This window comes from Pontibacter sp. SGAir0037 (genome assembly GCF_005491705.1).
In the GTDB taxonomy this organism is placed as follows: domain Bacteria; phylum Bacteroidota; class Bacteroidia; order Cytophagales; family Hymenobacteraceae; genus Pontibacter.
Map to the genome: position 1 here is coordinate 1,967,472 of NZ_CP028092.1, position 16,014 is coordinate 1,983,485.

The following is a 16,014-nucleotide window of genomic DNA, read 5'->3' on the forward strand; positions in this document are numbered from 1 at the left end:
GATGTTGGGCAGAAATAAGGTAATGTAAAAGGCGCTTTGTACTACTGTTTCATATCCGGCAGCTCTATATTATTTAAGTGCAAATAAAGCCGGTATGCTTGGAAAGGGTTTTATCTATAACAAAGTATTGTTGTCACTCTTCAAAGTTTCAGCAGTACCCGGTATTCTGAAGGGGTATAGCCCGTCACTCTTTTAAAGAACCGGCTGAAGTACGACACCGACTCAAAGCCAAGCCTGTAGGCAACCTGTGAAACAGTCAGGTCTGTCTGCCGGAGCAGGGTGAGCGCCTCCTGGGCTGTCCTTTCCTGCAAAAGCTGGCTGGCAGACTTCCCCAGCACCTTCTGCACCATCTCGTTGAGGTAGTTGGGGTGTATACACAGCTCGTGCGCGTAGTCTTTTACCGACTTCAGGTGAGAGGGCTTCTCGTCTGTCAGGTGCCTGAGGTGCTGGTTAATAAGCTGCTGGAATTTATTGATTGTTTGGCTGTTGGCCAAACTAGCCTCCGTAGACATTGTATGCGTATGGCTGACCGCTTTCCTTGCCTCCAGCAGCAGGGTGAGCAGGTAAGACCTGATCAGCTCGTCCCTCCCACGGCTTTGCTCTGCCTGTTCCTCCTGCATTCGCCTGAACAGGAAAGAGATTAGCTTTGCCTGGCATTCCTTCAGCGTCAGAACGCTCACCTTCCCCTCCCTTAAGAAAGAGAAGGTTTCAAACAGGTCGCTTTTCTGGGAATTGATGGAGAAGAAGCCTATTGAAAAATGCAGCACGTACCCCTGCAGGTCTTGCGCCAGATCCCATGAGTGCACATGTCCGGCCCCGGAAAGCATCAGGGAAATGGGCTCTACATCCAGGCATTTGTTGTTTGCCTTCACATGGATTTTGCCCTTTGTAATCAAACAAATCTGGTTGAACATTCCCCTGTAGGCGGGCATGGTTCGCCTCACCATCTGGGCAGTGTCTTCGTAGGAGTGGCAGTCAAAGTGTTCTGAGTAAGGTTCAGGAATGCCTGCCTCCCTGTAAAAATCATGCAGGTTATTTATGATTTTTATCCCCTTATAAGCTTTCATTGTTTAATGTAATAAAAAAGTAATTTAATTCAATATTATAAAATTTACGCAATGTTCTTATCCGGGATTAATAATTTCCTGCTTTTCCTGAACCGTTCCGAAGAATCCTTGCTATAATGAGGAATAAGAGGATTTTACCTGCGAAAGGTTACCTCAAGTCTTATAGGTAAAACGTGTTGTTCTCTTTTCCGGCATTAAGGAAACAGCTCTGGTGCGGGCCAATGGTCTTGATTATTGTAGCCTTTGTAAATATTATTACTTCTTCTGATATGGAGGTGCCAACATAGAGCACGACGCAAACAACAAAGTAGCCGGCTTTATCAAAAGGAAAGTTATATATTAGAAGTAACTTGTATTTATTAAACTTATTCTTGGCTAATATCCACACTAAGCTCCTCCCCTTCCTGAATTCGATCGGAAGATGTACCGATGTTTGACTCCTTCATCAACCCTGCTATGGCTGTTTAGCTTATTGCAAACATGAACCTATGTCTAAATTTACTAAAACCAGGACACTACCTTGTTTTAAAACTTTTGCTGATTAAATTGGTATACCGCAAGAGAGAAAAGAAAAGGAGAGTACGATTGAGACAATGGGCCCTAAAACAGATAACCTGAAAATGATGCGAAATGAGGTAAGCACATCTGATGATTTTTCAAATGAGCTTCGTGATTTTAAGGCAGCACTTGAAACTTCGGGAGTACACGGAGCCCTGCGGTATTTAAACAAAAGAACTCCCCATCGCTATACCGGATTTTACAAGTACGATGGAGATACGCTGCGCAACCTGGCGATCTACGACAAATACGACCCTAACGTACAAAAAGGGGAAGATGCACCAATGGCGGCTACCTATTGTTCGCTCTTGCAAAAGCAACAGGCCTTGGAAATTTTTGATGCGACCGAAGACGTACGCGTGAAAGGTATAGTTCTAACCCCCGTCACGTCTTACTGCGGCGTATTAGTACGCGACACAAACGGATTTCCTTTTGGAAGCCTCTGCCATTTCGATATGAAGCGCTGCCAGCCACGGTCCACCGACTTTCCACTATTGCAGGCTGCAGCCGAAATTCTGTATCAGCATTTACATGCAGTATAAGGTATTCCGCTGGCGTAGCTACTCCTGTACACACAAAGGTTTCTGTTTCGGAATTTCATTGTTTAAACTTGCACGATAGTAGCAGCCGCGATTACCTCTGTTGCGCTTACATATGTGTTAGTTTAAAGCATCTTCATCTGTTAAATATTTCTGCCACGGGTATTGTTGAACTTGGCAATCTTCTTAAACTTAACAGTAGGTTAGCAGAGCACGCGCCTCAGGCCTGTACAAACGGAATCATTCGTTTTAAGCAACCCTTAAAATCTTTTCCATTTTTTTACCTTTTGCCAGTTCATCCACCAACTTATCTAAATACCTCACTTGTTTGGTAACAGGATTTTCAATTTCTTCTATGCGATACCCGCAAATTACTCCTGTAATCAGGTGAGCGTTTGGGTTTAATGTTGCTCTCGTGAAGAAGGTCTCAAAAGTCACTTTATCATCAATCAATTCTTGCAATTTATTGTCGTCAAAGCCAGTCAGCCACTCTATTACCTGATGCAATTCTTCTTTTGTTCTACCCTTGTTCACAACTTTAGTAATATAGTGCGGGTAAACTGAAGCAAAAGTCAATTTTGCTACTCGCAAATTATGTTCGGCACTTGCTTTCATTCAGAGGATGTTGCTTTCAATTGTATAATTTTTCTGATAAGTTCGTTTGGCAAAGGCTGGCTATGCAAAAAATGTAATGTGTCTTTTGTCCCCTTGGCTCTGTAAGGGTTAAGTTCGCCTTCTATTCCTGCTAATCCATAAACCGGGTAAAAACCAATGTGCTTCTCATAAGCTGCAAAATATACATATTGCTTTCCAACTTTATAAGCCGGCATTTTATAGCGGATACTTTCTTCAGCGTCGGGAAACACTTCAAACAAAAGCTGCCTTAGTTCTGTCAGCCTGACTTGAATTACAGGGTTAAACTGCGATATATATTTTTCAACATCATTCATCGTCTGTTGTCTTTTAGCATAGACTATCACTTCAGCAAAGCCAGCATGCCGCTCTCCTGTTAAACCACCACCGGAGAAATGGAATAGAATTACCGAATATACTGAACAAAACCCAAAAATATACAAATGAAAAAATCATTTCCTCTGCAGACCACCCCACTATCAGACTTAAAAAGCCTGAAAGATTAGGCAAAGTACCAGCGACTGCCTTTTATTATTTTGGCCCTATGCGAGCTTTTCTGCGCCTGCCCCAAATGATAAAAATCGCTGCAACCAACATAAACATATTGAAACCGATTTGATTTCCTTCGCCTCTCATCATGTGAAACACACTGGCGGAAATCATCAATGCTATGGTTCCGTAAGCTGCGTAAATAGTCAATTGCGGTTTAATTCTAAGCAAAGAAGGCACTGTTAAACCGATACCTGCTATTAAATCTGCGATTCCTGAAACCGTTACCAGTCCAGGATCTTCTTTTACCCACAGCCAAGGTAACTCGTCGGGCTGAAGCAATTTCATTACGCCTGCCCAAGTAAATATACATGTGAGCAGAACCTGAACAATCCATAGGATTACGTTTAATACTTCTTTGTTTATTTGTTTTGCCATTGTCTTTCATCCTTTAAGTTTGAGTGACCTAAAATTGCCTATATTTGCTATACATGGTATATTACTTTCCTTTTGGAAAGCGCTATCTTAAAAGAAAGTAATGGTTAAAAAACAGAAGATATGTTGACAAAAGGCGGTTGCCCGAAAACAATGCTCTCCATCAAAGACGCGCTTGAAGTGCTGGAAGGGAAATGGAAGCTATTGATTCTGTTCTCCCTGTCGGGCGGGTCAAAACGATTTAAAGAGATCAGCAGGGAAGTAGCAGGAATAACAGGCAAAACCCTGTCTAAAGAGTTGAAAAGCCTGGAGACAAACCAGCTAATTAAAAGGGAAGTGTTTGACACTTTCCCTCCAACGGTTCAGTACTCGATTACCGGGCAGGGCATGTCGCTTGAAAAGCTGCTGGACGAGTTACATGTCTGGGGCCTGCAGCACAGGAAAAAGATCATCGGCAAGTAATTTATTCTCTATGTAAAGAGTCGAAGTAAGAGGAAGCATAGTTTCTACAAAAGCAGAGAAATCTTTACACCTGACCTCAAGGTATTATGAACTTCTGCTACTGTATCCGTATGTTTTACCAATGCTAGTAATTCTTCATTTGAAGCATCCCCCTCTATCTTAGCATGATATACTATATTTGAGCCAGCTGCTCCTTCCGCTAGAAATTCTGCAGATGCCTCCACAACAACTTTCGTTACCTTTATATTTCTTTTATTTGCTTCTCTGTATATATCATTACAAAAACAAGTAGCCAAAGCCACACACAACAATTCACCTCCATTAACTGATGAACCATAGCCGGTGAATTTACTGGGAATCGATATTTGCTGACTATTCTCGTTCGTCTCAACAGAAACTATGTTCTTATGGAGACTGTTTTCAACTGTAGCTGTAACTTTCATCTTTGTAGCATTTAATGTTAATTCATTTTCTCTGAAACTGCTGACTTTACCCAATCTCAGTGCTTGCTATATACTTTTAGGTATAGGTGCTTTCTTATTGTAAATGTTTCGGCTTTAGTTTTTGAGCGGCTAGTTCTGCAATTTCTATCACTCGTTTTTGCCTGGTTTCGGGTCGTTTGGCAAGTTTAAGCCACTGCAAAATTGATTTTCTGGCTGATTTACTCAGGCTTAGGAAAAAATCTTTCGCATTGGGTTTGGCATTGAATTCTTCATCAAGGTCTTTCGGAATTAGTAATTCTTCTACTTCGTCTAAAATGGACCAGGAACCGTTTTGTTTGGCTATTTCAATACTTTTGTAACCTGCCTCTGTCATAAATCCATTTTTGATGAGTTGTTGAACTTTGACTTTGTTGATTCTTGACCAGGTGCTCTTGGGTTTTCGCCGGCTAAAGAACTGATGGGATGTCTCTTTATCTATCTTTATTTTCTTACTGTCAATCCAACCAAAGCAGAGTGCAACATCTACCGCTTCGCTCCAGGTGATAGATTTTTTTCCTGAACTTTTATGATAGAAAACAAGCCATACAGCCTGGCTGGATAGATGATTGCTCTCTAACCATTTTCGCCAGTCTGCTGGGCTTGCCGGATAAAATATTTCCACTTCTTTTTTCTGCATTTATTTTACAACGGTGGCTTCCAACTCTACCGTTAACATGGCAAAAAGTCCTTTTACTTCAAGTAAGGTTGTAGCCTGTTGGATTCCGTGCTTTTGAATGAAAGGCACATACACATCCATACAGGTGGTAAAAGATTCTTGTGTGGATGTGGTGTACACATTTAGCCTTATAATATTTTTACATTCGTAGCCGGATTCGCTTATCAGGTGTTCCAGGTTTTGGATCGTCTGAATGAGTTGCGAGCGCATATTGTCATTACTCGGGATTCCGTTAGCGTCCAATGCTACCTGCCCTGAACAGTAAAGTGTGCCAGTTACGTTTTTTACTTCAACTGCTTGCACCGAATTGGTGTTTTTCCCCCAGACCCAAGGGTCAAATGTTTGTTTTTCCATTTTATTATTGTTTTAAAATTAACATTGCAAAGATGGAGCACGGCTGTGACAGCCTTATGTCAGGGGTCAGAATGCACTAATGATATTTATCGAAATATTCCTGCAAGGTCATTTTATGTTGTTCAAACTTTTCCGAAAGAATTTCCAAATTAGTAATCCTATCTAATCGAAAAAACCTAAACTCTGTACGTAATCGGCACCAGGCAATGAGGAGCCAATTTTCTGTTGTGCTGATGATTGCGAATGGTTCAATAGTCCGGCAGGATGTTTTATTCTGTTCGTTTATGTAATCAATTCTTGTCAAGAAGAAGTTGGTCAACGCAAATTGTAATTGCGAAATATTATTGCTGCTTCTTTGTCTGTTTAAGTTTTGCTCAAAACGGGTACGGTCAGCCAGTAAATTGGCTTTGTCTTTGTCTGACTGTCTTAACACTGCTTTAATTTTATCAATAGCCTCTGTGTAGTCTTTGATAAACGAAGTTTCTTTGTTTTTAAGGACCAATTGTTCCGCAAGTATGAGTGCATTTGCCTGAGCTTCAGAAAACATTACCGGCGGAATTTTGTAGCCTTCCATTAAGGTATATCCTTTTCCCTCTTCTGTTATAATGGGAACTCCTGCCTGCTCCAAAGCTTTCATGTCCCGATAGATTGTCCTCACACTCACGTTGAATTTCTCAGCAAGGTTTGTTGCCGTCAAAAGCCGTTTTGTTTGCAGTTGGGTTAGAATTGCAGTCAGCCGTGAAAGTCGTTTGGTATCATTATCGTGCATATTTCTCTCTGCCTACTGGTGGTTGCAGGTCTTTGTGGTATCAGGACTAACCCTTGTTTGGCATACTTTATGTTTCTTCAGTTAAATTTGCCCTTTATAATTTGGGTCAAAATCTACCATCCATTCAATTCCAAATTTATCTCTAAACATTCCAAAGTATGAACCCCAAGGGCTGTCGGCAATAGGCATTTCAATTTTTCCGCCTGCTGAAAGTCCATTAAATAATTTGTCAGCTTCTTCTTTACTTTCTGCACTTATTGCAATTTTACTTCTGTGCTCCCTCTCATTTACCTTCCCTAAGAATTCCGGGACATCATTTGCCATTAATATGTTTTTACCGATTGGCAAAGCAATGTGCATTATTTTGTCTGCTTCGTTTTCAGTCACAGGAAATTCAGCACTTGCTAAGTCTTTGAAACGCATAATTTTTGCGAATTCTCCGCCAAATACTGATTTGTAAAAGAGGAATGCTTCTTCGGCATTTCCATTGAAGTTAATGTGAGGATTGATAAGTGCCATAGTGATTAATTTAATTTTAAGATTCAAACCTACTGCTTAACTACTAAATACATAAGGTGTAATCGCGTCAAAAAAAGAGGCTGATTGCGCCAAGGGTTATATGAATTAGATTTGTCTTCATTATAAATTTTATAGTACCCAACGTTTAGCTGTTGTTAGCTTTTCGTATGTTTATTGTTCGTAAAGACTCTATATGGTCTGTCCAAAAGTGAGTAAATTATTATCAGGATCAAGCAATGCAAATTCTTTTTGTCCCCAGGGCTTTGTCTGTAATGTACCGTTTGGATGAATACTTACCTTATTATCTAACATTGACTGATATATATTATCAATGTCGTTTGTTCTGATGTAAACTTGTCCATAGTTATCTTTTGGGTCAAGGTCCTTAAACTCAAAAAAGTGAATTTGTATATTGTTCTTTTCCACCATTAAATAGCCGTCGTAGTCAACACTTCCAAATTCCTTAAATCCCAACTTGTTTATATAGAATTCTCTTGTAATTCCTTTGTGGCGCATTGGTAATTTTGGGCATATACCTGTTAACATATTTCATATAGTTGTTTTGAACTTACTCTTTTCCAACATTACGCCAAACCGATGTTGTAGGCAGTTTTTCTTTATTTTCTCATTTGGTTCAGTCCCTGCTCAATACTTACGAATGGCTTATAGCCAAGTTCTTGTCTTGCTTTTGTGTCAATGGTAATGAACTCTAAACCTAATGTATTTACAAGTCCTTTATAGAGCGGTGGGTGACCTTTTAACTTAAAAGTTTTCCAAACAAATTCCATGATGCTTGCCACCATTTTTGCCATTCCTAATGAAACGTGTTTGTCAGGAACAGTTACGCCTTGCGTGGCAACATACTTTTTGATGAAGTCTTTAAAAATAGGTGTCTCTCCGTCTGTCAAGAAATAGGCTTTTCCGCTTTGTTCTGATTGGTCTGCCAAAATTAAAGCGTGGCAAACGTTTGTAACGTGGCAGGTTACTAAACGATGTTTACCACCATTTATAAACTGCATTCGTCCTTTCTTTACTGCGTCAATAATGGCTGGTAAAGTATTTGGGTCACCTTTGCCCCAAATTAAAGGTGGTCTAAGGGAAACCGTTTGAAAATACTTATCATTTGAACTCAGAACCATTTTCTCCGCTTGCAGTTTAGTTCTTGAATAACCGTCAACCAGGTTGTCAGAAACAAATGTTTCGTCTGCGTTTGCTATTGGTTTACCGTTCATAATTACCGAAGCTGCTCCAAGATAGATAAACTTCTTAACATTAGCTTTTTGTGCAGTCGTTAAGAGCAGTTCAGTAGCATCTACATGCAATTTTTTGAGTTCATTTTCAGAAGCAAAGAAATCAACCGAAGCGGCTAAATGGAAAACTGTTGCGCAATCTTTAACGTCTGTTGCCAATGCGCTGGCATCAGTCAAATCTCCTTTAACGGCTATTGCTCCCAAACTCTCTACTTTTTGAATGGCTTGTGCCGAACGTGCTAAGGCTTTTACTTGATAGCCTTGCTCTACGAGCATCGGGATAAGGTTTTGTCCCACAAAACCCGAACCCCCTGTTACAAATACTTGTTTCATACCTTACGATGTTTAAAATTTACACCGTAAAGTTGGTAAGGAAGGCAGGTGAAAATCGTTTACAAAAGACAAGAAACGCTAAGCCTTCTCGAGAATTCGTTTTCGGATGCGACTAAGTGAAGTGGCTGTAATACCCAAATAAGTAGCAAGCATATGTTGGGGAACACGTTGCAGAATTTCTGGGTTTTGGGCAAGTAGTTTGGTATATCGTTCTTCTGGGTTATCTAAAATAAATGAAGTTAATGCCTGTTGAAACTGGATGAGTGTTTGCTCTAAAATCTTTCTCACGAATTCATTCATCAAAGGAACTTCTTTGTAAAGTCTATCTAAGTCTGCCCGCTTTAAAATCAACATTTCGCACGGTTCAAGGCATTCAATGGTTTCTTTACTTTTTGTACCAGTAACAAAACTGTCAAATGCTCCTATGAAGTTATTTTCAGTCATTATGTAAATGGTGATTTGCTCACCGTCTTTAATGTAATACTTTCTGATACAGCCTTTGAGCAGAAAAAACAGTTCATCGGTCCGCTTGTCGTAGGAAACTAACTCTGTTTTTGCAACAACCGCTTTAAAAGTCAATGCCACATTTAACAGGTCTTTGTCAGCCTGAGAGAAGTTTGTAAACTTGTCAGTATATGTAAAAAACTGTTCTGTCATTGTTAAGTATGTGTTTTTCAAAATTGCCTACAACGTTTTGCAGCTATCCGAAGGTGGCGATTCTGAAGCACTTGACTGTCAACCAAGCACTGAATCCAGCGGGACACTAAACTCGATTTAACCACTGAACCGCCGCTTTTGGGTAGGTGCTGTTACCTGCCGTTTTATTTGTCAAAGAGGCGATGAAGAAGTAATCATTTTGTCGGCATATTGCCACGCCCGGTCAAACTCTTCTTTTACTCCAGCTGCATCTATAGTTTTTTTCTGTGCTTCCAATGCCCTATGCAATCCGATTAAAGCCCAACCATTTTTTCGCCAAGTTTGTAAATCATCCCTGTAGACCTTTTCTGCTTCTGAATACATGCCAGCTTTTATGTAAACTGCTCCCAGATGATGTCTTATGGAAAAGAACCAGTCGGGCGGCTCGTTATAATTTAGCTGGTCTTCAATGGCTACTCCTTCATTCATCATTGAAATTGCCTGTTTGTATTGTTTTTTATGCGTGGCAATTTCGGCAGATAACAAATTGCTTGCTATTTGTATCAAATCATATGCAGTGTTGATTTCCCAAATAGTGAGTGATTTCAGCGAAGTGTCTTTGGCAATGCCGTTAAGTTTATCTAACTCTTTTTCTGCCTCAGATAGATGGTTCTTGCCGAGAAAAGCCATTCCACGCGCATAATGAAGCACGGCTTTTGGATAAATCAAATCCACCTCTGGCATAGGTTGTTCAAGTATAGTCTCCCACATTCCGAATTTTACAGCTACGTAATACGGGATTGTGTAGTAGTGTTGGAGCGTTCCCCATTCAGGTTGACGCATAATATCTTTGGCAGTATTTACCTGAACTTTTTTAGCTGCTGTCCATGCAAGTTGGGAGTTGCCTTCCAGTGTTGCCGTAGCTGCTAAAAAATGATAATTATGTGGGTAATATGCCAACGGATACACCCCTTGTGCATGGCATGATGTGATGTAAGTGCTATCTGCTTTTGCCGCCTCCATATTGGCAAGAGAACCTAAATGATAGTCGCCTGTCCGGATGTAGATATGAGATGGCATATGAACCAAATGACCTGCTCCGGGAACAAGCGTTTGGAGAACCTTGGCGCTTTCTAACCCTTTTTGCGGATGGGCAGATGCCTCAACGGCATGTATGTAAAAATGATGAACACCAGGATGTTTGGGGTTTGATTCAATCAAATGTTCCAGTGTGGCAACTATTTCAGGAGTCCACGATTTTGGTTCTTTGTTTTTTTCGTACAAATCCCATGGGTGTAAATCCATCAGTGATTCGGCATACAGCGCACCTACATCAGGGTTAGCGGGATATTTGTGAAATACTTTTTTCATTGCTTGTGAATAAGCAATGTCCAAATCACTTCTATCTTCTGGGGGCGTTTTTTCATAACGATAGCTCAATGCCTGTATAAGGTCTTTTTCAAGCTTTGTGCTGTTGTCAGAAAGCCCCATAGCTTTTTGTGTCGCATTGTATGCTCTTTCAAAATTGTCTTTTTCCATTCCACCGTTGTAGTTTGGTCCCAGCACATAAGCATAACCCCAGTGGCACATGGCGCAGGTGGAATCAATTCTCATCGCTTCATAAAATGAACGAGCCGCCTCCGCGTGATTAAAGCCATATGACAGCATGAGACCTTGATTGAAATAATCTTGTGCTTCCTTGCTTTTTGTGGTGATAGAAAAATTGATACCTTCCAGCCCTTCAAGTTTTGGTGCTTTTGTTCCAGCAGAATACCAGTCTTTGTCGGTTGTTTGAGGTCTGCAATGAACAATCCCCTTTCCATTGCTGCCTGCAGATTCCGTTTGTTGCGTCTCGTTCTGCTTGCATGAAATCAGAATACAGAACAGGATTGAGTAACAAATTATCTGTTTCATTCTTAAACAGTTTCTTCGTTAATTGACAAGTCGCCCAAAATGGCAGGTAACGGACTTGGCCATAAGGCGGCGTAGCTGGCTTATGGGTGTGGTTACCTAAAGTTATTTTGATACGACCATTATTATACCTCCGTATTGGTACCTCCCAGCAGGTAAGTTATCTCTGAACGCTGTAAAGAGTTTCCATGAATCAAACTGCTTATTTATTGCAGAGATAATGTTTCTCACACTTTTCACTTCTTTTAACTCTGGGTTCTGGTAGTGGTCGTTTTCTGGTTCCCAGTATGAGTATACTCTATATTTATCATGGGAGCTTACTTCAAATACATATGTTGTTCCGTCCAATCCATTTACATATCCCTCTACATCATAACTGTCTGGGAGTTCTTCAACACCCTCTTTAAGAAGCTGCTCTATCAGAGTCTTTGTTACAGTTGCTGGTATAGTTAACCTCTGGCTTACAATTCCTTTTCTTTCTTCTTTGCGGTTTACTTTAGTTACAAAGTTCACCAATTGACCGTGGTAAATGGAATCATTAATACTGATTAATTCAACTACTTGGTATGGGTTCCATAATCTAATAGCTGTATGATAGTCAGCATTTTCAAGATTCTGCAGTTTCAGTTCTGTTACATCATCGTCAATGTACTTCTTCCAGAACGACACTTCCTTGTTCTGTCCAAAGAGTGGAAGAGAAACGATGAGCAGGAAAAAGAAACTGATTCTTAACTTCATTTATTATAGGTAACTATAGTATAGCAGGAGTTATTCCGATTAGCCACCTAACGAGCTTTGAATAAACGGAATTGGATTACCCAATGTACTAATAGTAGTTTAAATATAAAATAGCTTGTTGCCAGATGCTGCTAGCTGTCCGAGCTTTTATCATTCGTTTCAAATCTTAGTAATTCCATGTATGGATCACCTGTCAAGTTAAGCGCTAACCCAAATGCTGGTTCTGTCTTATGTCCTTGTCGTTTGAGTTCAATAATTTGTTGTCTGAACTTTTTACCATATTCATCAATCAAGATGTATTCAACTATCATATGTATATAGGCAAATTGTTGTTTTGTATGAATATTTTGTCCAAATATTTCAATTTCAAAGCCCTCCACAGCAAAATTAGCCAACGTACTTGAATTTCGTTTTTCTCTGAGTAAAAAGTTCTATTCGCCACCGAAATGGTCAGTTATTGTTTTATAAAGCACTGTTTGTCTGCAAAACAACAAATAATATCCAGGTCGCTGTTTTCAATATCTATATCAATTGGAATTGTCTCAACAAGAATAGGGTCAAATATTTTGAGTTTTGATAAAATTCCCTTTTCCGACAATATGCAATAGGCTTGTTTTTGTCGGCTGTTGCCATTCTTCAAATATTCAATATTTTCACAGTTCATTCCAATTATATATTCTGTCGTTCTTATAAAATGTGTAATGGTTTAGTTATCGATTTGGCCTGACCAACCACTAACTCTCTTATAAATAACGCGCTAGGCCGTCGGCCGTAGCGTGACGTTTATACATGGTGTGCGTCCAGTTCGGCACAATTATTTCCGAAATAAATATAATTAAATTGTCCAGAGGGTGCAAATCGCTTATCGGCCTATGGTGAAGCCCATTAGCAAGCCTCAAACTGGCTGGCTGAGAGGCGCGCAGTGAAGGAAGCGGGACTGCAAACACCTGAACTGACGAATGCTCTTGAGCATGAAAGTGTAAAGAGAGGGCCGCAGGGCTGCATAAGAGTCATGAAATCGTTGGTAAGCAAGTACATATTTGCAAAGCCCAGGCCAACAAAAGGCTCGGTGTAGATGCAGCAGGGTTGGTAGGAATAGGACTGAACACGTGAGTGTGAAGAGCCAGGTATACGGGATGCGTTTTACCTGGGGAGGTCTTGGAATAGATTCGGTTTCTATGGGCCAAGGAGTCTGCAGCGGCCATAGTAGGCAGAAGAAATGAACTGGAAACCCTAGGAGATCTCACAAGCTACTGAAGAACTAAACGTTATTTGCCTGAGATCCGACAAGGAGGTTTAACCTGGCAAAAATGTCAATTAAACGACTGCCTGAATTCTAAAGGTGATTGACTGGTTTTGATTTTAAATAACTTACTAAAAGACTGCGGGTGTTCAAAGCCCAGCTCGTAAGCAACTTCACTTACAGAGAGACTGGTAGTAGATAGTTTTTCTTTTGCTTTTTCTATTAACTTGTGGTGTATGTGCTGCTGCGCATTTTGGCCAGTTAACGAACGTAGCATATCGCTCAAATAGCTAGGGGACATATTCAGCTGCTCCGATATAAATTGTACCGTTGGTATACCCTGATTAAGGGAACGTTCGCTGTTGAAATAATCTTCTAATATTTCTTCCAGTTTTTGTAGCAGGTCGTTACTTAAAGTTTTGCGGGTAATAAATTGCCGCTTGTAAAACCGGTTGGCGTAATTCAACAACAACTCGATTTGTGAGATAATTACATCATGGCTAAAATCATCGATCCTGCTGTTCAGCTCTTCTTCAAGGATAGTAAAAATGGTAATAATGGTTGCTTTTTCCTTATCGGATAAATGCAGGGCCTCATTAGCCGAATATGAAAAGAAGCCATACTGTTTTATCTTTTTTGCTAAAGGATAAGTCAATAAAAAATCCGGGTGTATCAGCAGCGTATAGGTAGAACATACGCCCCCATGCTCTTCATTATGGCCTATCACCTGGTTGGGGGCGGCAAACAACAAGCCGCCTTCATCAAAATCATAATAATGCTGGCCATACTTTACCCGGCCGCTAAGCCGCGGCTTGTATGATATTTTATAAAAACTAAGTACATGCGGTTGCGGGAAGTTGGTCTCAATAACCCGGGTACTTTCAGCACCCAACATCCAGATGAGTGGGTGCTGCGGCTCGCGCAAGCCAAAGGCTCTGGCCGCTTCCGAGAGCGAAGCAAAAATGTGCGGTATGTTTTCTCCCTTTTTCATATTGAAAATGTAGCACCAATATACCGGTTGTATGATGGACAACCGGGTATATTGGCTAAGTAAAATGTTACTTCACAAGGCTTTGGGCAGCGCTGGAAACAGCTTGCCATGCTTCCCAGGTGGCTAAACGCTCTTCATAGGCCTTTTTCACCCACGCCAAATTATGACTGCCGAGGAAGAGCCGCAGCGGCGGATTTTCAGCATCAACCACCTGGAAGAGCGCTTCCGGGGTTGCTTCGGGATCGCCTCTTTCTGTGTCTTTCAGCGTATTAAGAAAATCTTGTTTAAAGTCAGTGTATACGTCAAGACCGGCTGCAAATTTTAAAGACTCCTGGCTGCCAAAATCGGTGGCATAAGCACCCGGCTCAATGATGCTTACTTTAATACCAAAAGCTTTCACCTCCAACGCAAGACTTTCATGAATGGCTTCAAATGCCCATTTAGAGGAACAGTAATAACCGATCACGGGTAACGTAACATGACCAAGGTTACTGGATACCCCCACTATATGCCCGCCACCCTGCTGACGTAGCAATGGCAAAACCGCCTGAATGACCGCCAGTGCGCCAAAAATATTCGTATCATACATCGCCTTCACGTCATCAGCACTCGCTTCTTCAATGGTGCCCACCAAGGAGTAGCCAGCATTGTTCAGCACGATGTCAAGCCTGCCGAAATGCGCGTGGGCTTGTGCAACGGCTGTTCTTACCTGTTCACTGTTGGTGACATCCAGTTCAAGCGTTAACACATTTGCCCCGTGTTTTTCTTTTAGATCTGCCAAGCTTGATAGTTTTCTGGCAGTAGCCGCCACCTTATCTCCACGCATGAGGGCAGCATCTGCCCAAATTCTTCCAAACCCACGGGAAGCTCCGGTTATAAACCAAATCTTACCGGTTGACTTTTCATTTTCCATATTTTTTCATCTTGATTTTTGTTCCACAAAGTTCAACGGTTACTACTTGTTAGTTGTAGCCTAATTGAGTGTGTTTGTAGTCAAAATGAGAAAGGATGAAATATTCCATTGTCAGCAGGGCTGATTATAACATTACAGCTAACTGCTCTGCTAAACGACGGGCGAGTCCGTCGGCAGTGGTTGAGATTTATATTCTTGTTAGGTGTAGATGTTTTCCATTTTCCAGATACTCTATACCTAACTTATTTATGTGCTGGGGTATATAGTGTTTTTCTTTCTTCTATGGAAGCTTCTCCCAGTCTATTTCAGGATTATCAAGTAACGACTGAAGATATGTCCTGTCTGGACTTACCAACATTCCGTAATCAGTAGCCGATGGAATTACAGCTTCAAAAAGATAATCACACTCACTTTCCAACAATTCATACCTTCTGTTTCCTTTAATTTTATCCAAGTCCAAGTAATCAGGTGGCAACTGGTTTAACTGTATCATTTCAATTCCTCGTTTCCAATCAGACATCAAAGGTTTAAATTCTTCGGTTGTCAGGATGAAGTCAAACTTCAGTCCTTTGGCAAGTACATTTAAATTTTGCATTTCTTCCATAATTGGCAGGCTATATTTCTGCCAATGAAATCCATTGCTTGTAGTATGGTTATGTACCCAAACGTATTTATAGTTATCCCGAATCAAGTACTTGAGAATTCCTGTAGTAGCAAAGTCAAGAATAATCCTATATCTACCTTTTGAGATTTCCTTGATACAGTTTAAGTTCTCTTTAAAGTCTACTTCTTTCATGCTTGAAATACTACTCAACTACAGTGTACAAGGAGTTATTCCGGTTATCAGCCCTTTAGTTGGAGTATTCTGAACCTGCTTTTTGCGATCATTAGATGCCATTTGTGTTGTGGCTTCCTTCTTTTACACTACAAGTTAAATATAGCAAATACCTATAAATTAGCAAGAGGACTGGTGAAACTTTCCCATCAGTGGCTGGAGAGGTAAGTATAAACTTCGC

At 40.7% G+C, this 16,014-nt stretch carries 20 protein-coding genes and 1 pseudogene; 2 read left to right on the top strand and 19 right to left on the bottom strand.

Annotation, left to right across the window (positions count from 1 at the left end; genetic code table 11):
- Positions 1-140: 140 nt before the first annotated feature.
- The gene (locus C1N53_RS07990; RefSeq protein ID WP_137758801.1) at positions 141-1,067 is read right to left on the bottom strand and encodes an AraC family transcriptional regulator; all 927 of its coding nucleotides are present in this window, start codon (positions 1,065-1,067) and stop codon (positions 141-143) included.
- 593 nt (positions 1,068-1,660) lie between these two features.
- Here C1N53_RS07990 and C1N53_RS07995 point away from each other — a divergent pair.
- Complete coding sequence (locus C1N53_RS07995) at positions 1,661-2,167, top strand: hypothetical protein (protein ID WP_137758802.1); 507 nt, start codon at positions 1,661-1,663, stop codon at positions 2,165-2,167.
- 246 nt (positions 2,168-2,413) lie between these two features.
- Here the strand turns inward: C1N53_RS07995 and C1N53_RS08000 are convergent, their stop codons facing one another.
- From C1N53_RS08000 to C1N53_RS08010, 3 genes are all read right to left on the bottom strand, one after another.
- Positions 2,414-2,779, bottom strand: a complete 366-nt coding sequence (locus tag C1N53_RS08000; RefSeq protein WP_137758803.1) for a DUF2200 domain-containing protein — start codon at positions 2,777-2,779, stop codon at positions 2,414-2,416.
- Positions 2,776-3,114 (bottom strand): iron chaperone, encoded by a 339-nt coding sequence (locus C1N53_RS08005; protein ID WP_137758804.1) that lies wholly within the window; start codon positions 3,112-3,114, stop codon positions 2,776-2,778. The genes C1N53_RS08000 and C1N53_RS08005 overlap by 4 nt, the downstream gene beginning before the upstream one ends.
- A 214-nt stretch (positions 3,115-3,328) precedes the next feature.
- The gene (locus C1N53_RS08010) at positions 3,329-3,724 is read right to left on the bottom strand and encodes a DoxX family protein (RefSeq protein ID WP_137758805.1); all 396 of its coding nucleotides are present in this window, start codon (positions 3,722-3,724) and stop codon (positions 3,329-3,331) included.
- A gap of 120 nt (positions 3,725-3,844) precedes the next feature.
- Between C1N53_RS08010 and C1N53_RS08015 the strand changes: the two genes are divergently transcribed.
- The gene (locus tag C1N53_RS08015) at positions 3,845-4,183 is read left to right on the top strand and encodes a helix-turn-helix domain-containing protein (protein ID WP_137758806.1); all 339 of its coding nucleotides are present in this window, start codon (positions 3,845-3,847) and stop codon (positions 4,181-4,183) included.
- Between the two features lie 44 nt (positions 4,184-4,227).
- On the opposite strand, the gene C1N53_RS08020 is transcribed toward C1N53_RS08015, so the two are convergent.
- The 15 genes and pseudogenes from C1N53_RS08020 to C1N53_RS08090 form a co-directional block, all read right to left on the bottom strand.
- The gene (locus tag C1N53_RS08020; protein ID WP_240773431.1) at positions 4,228-4,680 is read right to left on the bottom strand and encodes an OsmC family protein; all 453 of its coding nucleotides are present in this window, start codon (positions 4,678-4,680) and stop codon (positions 4,228-4,230) included.
- A gap of 40 nt (positions 4,681-4,720) precedes the next feature.
- A complete protein-coding gene (locus C1N53_RS08025) occupies positions 4,721-5,302 on the bottom strand; it encodes a YdeI family protein (RefSeq protein ID WP_137758807.1) in 582 nt (193 codons plus the stop codon).
- Positions 5,303-5,695, bottom strand: a complete 393-nt coding sequence (locus C1N53_RS08030) for a RidA family protein (protein WP_137758808.1) — start codon at positions 5,693-5,695, stop codon at positions 5,303-5,305.
- Positions 5,696-5,771: 76 nt separating this feature from the next.
- Complete coding sequence (locus tag C1N53_RS08035; protein WP_137758809.1) at positions 5,772-6,464, bottom strand: YafY family protein; 693 nt, start codon at positions 6,462-6,464, stop codon at positions 5,772-5,774.
- Positions 6,465-6,545: 81 nt separating this feature from the next.
- Entirely contained in the window at positions 6,546-6,983 is a 438-nt protein-coding gene (locus C1N53_RS08040) for a VOC family protein (RefSeq protein WP_137758810.1), read from the bottom strand.
- Between the two features lie 189 nt (positions 6,984-7,172).
- On the bottom strand, positions 7,173-7,529 hold the full coding sequence (locus C1N53_RS08045; protein WP_137758811.1) for a VOC family protein: 357 nt from the start codon (positions 7,527-7,529) through the stop codon (positions 7,173-7,175).
- Between the two features lie 71 nt (positions 7,530-7,600).
- Positions 7,601-8,566 (bottom strand): NAD-dependent epimerase/dehydratase family protein, encoded by a 966-nt coding sequence (locus C1N53_RS08050; protein WP_137758812.1) that lies wholly within the window; start codon positions 8,564-8,566, stop codon positions 7,601-7,603.
- Between the two features lie 78 nt (positions 8,567-8,644).
- Positions 8,645-9,223, bottom strand: coding sequence for a Crp/Fnr family transcriptional regulator (locus C1N53_RS08055; protein WP_137758813.1), 579 nt, complete (start codon positions 9,221-9,223; stop codon positions 8,645-8,647).
- A 171-nt stretch (positions 9,224-9,394) separates the two neighbouring features.
- On the bottom strand, positions 9,395-11,116 hold the full coding sequence (locus C1N53_RS08060) for a hypothetical protein (protein ID WP_137758814.1): 1,722 nt from the start codon (positions 11,114-11,116) through the stop codon (positions 9,395-9,397).
- 102 nt (positions 11,117-11,218) lie between these two features.
- The gene (locus C1N53_RS08065; protein ID WP_137758815.1) at positions 11,219-11,851 is read right to left on the bottom strand and encodes a hypothetical protein; all 633 of its coding nucleotides are present in this window, start codon (positions 11,849-11,851) and stop codon (positions 11,219-11,221) included.
- 131 nt (positions 11,852-11,982) lie between these two features.
- A pseudogene (locus tag C1N53_RS22875) lies at positions 11,983-12,252 on the bottom strand (DUF4269 domain-containing protein); the annotation flags it as partial.
- A 53-nt stretch (positions 12,253-12,305) separates the two neighbouring features.
- On the bottom strand, positions 12,306-12,515 hold the full coding sequence (locus tag C1N53_RS22980; RefSeq protein ID WP_137758817.1) for a DUF4269 domain-containing protein: 210 nt from the start codon (positions 12,513-12,515) through the stop codon (positions 12,306-12,308).
- A 649-nt stretch (positions 12,516-13,164) separates the two neighbouring features.
- On the bottom strand, positions 13,165-14,085 hold the full coding sequence (locus tag C1N53_RS08080; protein WP_137758818.1) for an AraC family transcriptional regulator: 921 nt from the start codon (positions 14,083-14,085) through the stop codon (positions 13,165-13,167).
- A gap of 67 nt (positions 14,086-14,152) precedes the next feature.
- A complete protein-coding gene (locus C1N53_RS08085; protein ID WP_137758819.1) occupies positions 14,153-14,998 on the bottom strand; it encodes an SDR family NAD(P)-dependent oxidoreductase in 846 nt (281 codons plus the stop codon).
- Positions 14,999-15,278: 280 nt separating this feature from the next.
- Entirely contained in the window at positions 15,279-15,794 is a 516-nt protein-coding gene (locus tag C1N53_RS08090; protein WP_137758820.1) for a hypothetical protein, read from the bottom strand.
- Positions 15,795-16,014: the final 220 nt, after the last annotated feature.

Bases quoted from the DNA above. Each gene is read 5' to 3' on its own strand.
- C1N53_RS07990 (WP_137758801.1), bottom strand. From the start codon at position 1,067: ATGAAAGCTTATAAGGGGATAAAAATCATAAATAACCTGCATGATTTT.
- C1N53_RS07995 (WP_137758802.1), top strand. From the start codon at position 1,661: ATGGGCCCTAAAACAGATAACCTGAAAATGATGCGAAATGAGGTAAGC.
- C1N53_RS08000 (WP_137758803.1), bottom strand. From the start codon at position 2,779: ATGAAAGCAAGTGCCGAACATAATTTGCGAGTAGCAAAATTGACTTTT.
- C1N53_RS08005 (WP_137758804.1), bottom strand. From the start codon at position 3,114: ATGAATGATGTTGAAAAATATATATCGCAGTTTAACCCTGTAATTCAA.
- C1N53_RS08010 (WP_137758805.1), bottom strand. From the start codon at position 3,724: ATGGCAAAACAAATAAACAAAGAAGTATTAAACGTAATCCTATGGATT.
- C1N53_RS08015 (WP_137758806.1), top strand. From the start codon at position 3,845: ATGTTGACAAAAGGCGGTTGCCCGAAAACAATGCTCTCCATCAAAGAC.
- C1N53_RS08025 (WP_137758807.1), bottom strand. From the start codon at position 5,302: ATGCAGAAAAAAGAAGTGGAAATATTTTATCCGGCAAGCCCAGCAGAC.
- C1N53_RS08030 (WP_137758808.1), bottom strand. From the start codon at position 5,695: ATGGAAAAACAAACATTTGACCCTTGGGTCTGGGGGAAAAACACCAAT.
- C1N53_RS08035 (WP_137758809.1), bottom strand. From the start codon at position 6,464: ATGCACGATAATGATACCAAACGACTTTCACGGCTGACTGCAATTCTA.
- C1N53_RS08040 (WP_137758810.1), bottom strand. From the start codon at position 6,983: ATGGCACTTATCAATCCTCACATTAACTTCAATGGAAATGCCGAAGAA.
- C1N53_RS08045 (WP_137758811.1), bottom strand. From the start codon at position 7,529: ATGTTAACAGGTATATGCCCAAAATTACCAATGCGCCACAAAGGAATT.
- C1N53_RS08050 (WP_137758812.1), bottom strand. From the start codon at position 8,566: ATGAAACAAGTATTTGTAACAGGGGGTTCGGGTTTTGTGGGACAAAAC.
- C1N53_RS08055 (WP_137758813.1), bottom strand. From the start codon at position 9,223: ATGACAGAACAGTTTTTTACATATACTGACAAGTTTACAAACTTCTCT.
- C1N53_RS08060 (WP_137758814.1), bottom strand. From the start codon at position 11,116: ATGAAACAGATAATTTGTTACTCAATCCTGTTCTGTATTCTGATTTCA.
- C1N53_RS08065 (WP_137758815.1), bottom strand. From the start codon at position 11,851: ATGAAGTTAAGAATCAGTTTCTTTTTCCTGCTCATCGTTTCTCTTCCA.
- C1N53_RS22980 (WP_137758817.1), bottom strand. From the start codon at position 12,515: ATGAACTGTGAAAATATTGAATATTTGAAGAATGGCAACAGCCGACAA.
- C1N53_RS08080 (WP_137758818.1), bottom strand. From the start codon at position 14,085: ATGAAAAAGGGAGAAAACATACCGCACATTTTTGCTTCGCTCTCGGAA.
- C1N53_RS08085 (WP_137758819.1), bottom strand. From the start codon at position 14,998: ATGGAAAATGAAAAGTCAACCGGTAAGATTTGGTTTATAACCGGAGCT.
- C1N53_RS08090 (WP_137758820.1), bottom strand. From the start codon at position 15,794: ATGAAAGAAGTAGACTTTAAAGAGAACTTAAACTGTATCAAGGAAATC.